The sequence below is a fragment of the Christensenella sp. genome (assembly GCF_034927525.1).
GTDB lineage: Bacteria > Bacillota > Clostridia > Christensenellales > Christensenellaceae > Christensenella.
In genome coordinates this window covers 1-1,690 of record NZ_JAYFPU010000212.1, presented here as the reverse complement: position 1 = coordinate 1,690, position 1,690 = coordinate 1, and the positions used below count along the sequence as shown (strand labels likewise).

Annotated in this window: 2 protein-coding genes and 1 pseudogene; 2 read left to right on the top strand and 1 reads right to left on the bottom strand. The window is 44.4% G+C overall.

Annotated elements, in window-relative coordinates:
• Positions 1–304, bottom strand: a pseudogene (locus tag VB081_RS08895) (hypothetical protein); the annotation flags it as partial.
• 401 nt (positions 305–705) lie between these two features.
• Here VB081_RS08895 and VB081_RS08890 point away from each other — a divergent pair.
• Together VB081_RS08890 and VB081_RS08885 are read left to right on the top strand one after the other, a co-directional pair.
• Entirely contained in the window at positions 706–1,098 is a 393-nt protein-coding gene (locus VB081_RS08890; RefSeq protein ID WP_323400471.1) for a hypothetical protein, read from the top strand.
• A gap of 47 nt (positions 1,099–1,145) precedes the next feature.
• On the top strand, positions 1,146–1,544 hold the full coding sequence (locus VB081_RS08885; protein WP_323400470.1) for a hypothetical protein: 399 nt from the start codon (positions 1,146–1,148) through the stop codon (positions 1,542–1,544).
• Positions 1,545–1,690 lie beyond the last annotated feature (146 nt).

Below are 1,690 nucleotides of genomic sequence, written 5' to 3'. Positions count from 1 at the left end.
AGAAAAACAGGTCGGGCATAGCTCCCGCGCCTGCGTCCCCCTCTGCGGCGGCAATCAGGTCGTCATGAATATCGCTCGAGTTGGAGATGGAGGTCACATTGATTATGACGCCCTGTTCTTTTCCCACAGTTTTATTGAACTCGTCCACCATAGTGTTCATGGGGGATTCAGTCTGGCTGCCAAAAACGTGCCACATAGTCAGCTCTGTCGGATTACCGGGGTCCAGCAATTGTTGTTTCCCACACCCGATCAGCACAGCGGAAAGCATACAAAAGCACAATGCAACGGCAACAATTTTTTTCAACACGTATCCCTCTTTCAGATAGATTGTTTATGTATTTTTATCATGTGGTTATTCAAGCTGTTTATTGCTTCATTATAAGGCGTTTGCCATGATAATTCAAGTTAAGAGCCTGTCAGAACTGACGGATACCATTCAGGTTGCCCGCTTCATCAAAACTGTTTTTTCTGTTGTTGCAGACAGAAAATCCCTATGCAGCACGGGTTCCTATCCCAAGTATGGTTTTTCCAAAAATACTCCTTGCAGTGCAAAAAACTATCCTTGGGATAGTATGAAAAACACGGCCGATTCCTTATTCTTTAGACAGATACCGTTTGGGCGCGGGCATAAAAAATTTGCGAACCACTTTATTGATTCGCGAACTTGTTCGCAGGTTCACACCTGTTAGAAAGGATGGCGATACTATGAGTTCTGTTCTGTTGATCCTAAACCGCAGGATCTTAGGCGACACGCTGATCAAGACAATGAAAGACTCGCCGCAGTTTCAGCTTCATACGGAATATGAATATAATAACGCCGTCTCGGCAGCAAGAACCATTCAGCCCGCGGTAGCTGTCTTGGAGTTATCCAACTCAGGTGAATGGACTATAGAAAAGTGCATTGCGTTGTGTGACAGACTGAAAGAAGCATGCTTCGGAGTTAAAATACTTGTCTTGTGTCCGGAAGGAAACAAGGAGGCCTGCAACTCTACGGTTACTGCCGTACAGGCGGGCAGGGTGGACGACTTTGTGTTTTATGACTCCAGCCGGAAATATTTGATTTCAAAGCTGGAATCCATGACGCAAAACGGTGGGTAATCACTTTGTCGGCAGACAATATATAAATGAAAAAGGAGAAACGAATTATGGATTTGAAAGCAATGCAGAAGGCTGTGGAAAAGTTTACTTTGAAAGAGCCCATGACGCTGGAGGAATTGTACGATCTGATGAAGCAACGCTGGAACGCGGAGTTGCCGGGAACATTTCAGCTCAAAAAAGGACTGATGGGCAAATCCATCCTGTTTGACGTCTATATGCAGGTGCAGCCAAAGGTGACAATCAAGGATAATGTAGTGACTGTCAGGAAAATAAGCAATTCAACATCTGTTAGCGTGGGTGGCGGGCCTGGCGTCGACATCAAGGCCAGTGCGGAGTACAAAAAAGCATTCAAAGAAGGTGGCTTCAAAGATGCTATTTCCGGCGGCCCGGCATATTTCAACGGTGTTTGTGATGCGATGCGTGAAATATTAAGCGACCTGATATAAAGATATACAACACCACGTTATACTCACAAATAATCGAAAGGTTATCTGTGCAGCATATAAAATAATTGGAGGTATCATTTTATGGAAAACAAAAAGACTTTTGGTATTGTCTCACTTCTTTGCGGCATACTCGCTATTGTACTTAC

Bases quoted from the DNA above. Each gene is read 5' to 3' on its own strand.
- VB081_RS08890 (WP_323400471.1), top strand. From the start codon at position 706: ATGAGTTCTGTTCTGTTGATCCTAAACCGCAGGATCTTAGGCGACACG.
- VB081_RS08885 (WP_323400470.1), top strand. From the start codon at position 1,146: ATGGATTTGAAAGCAATGCAGAAGGCTGTGGAAAAGTTTACTTTGAAA.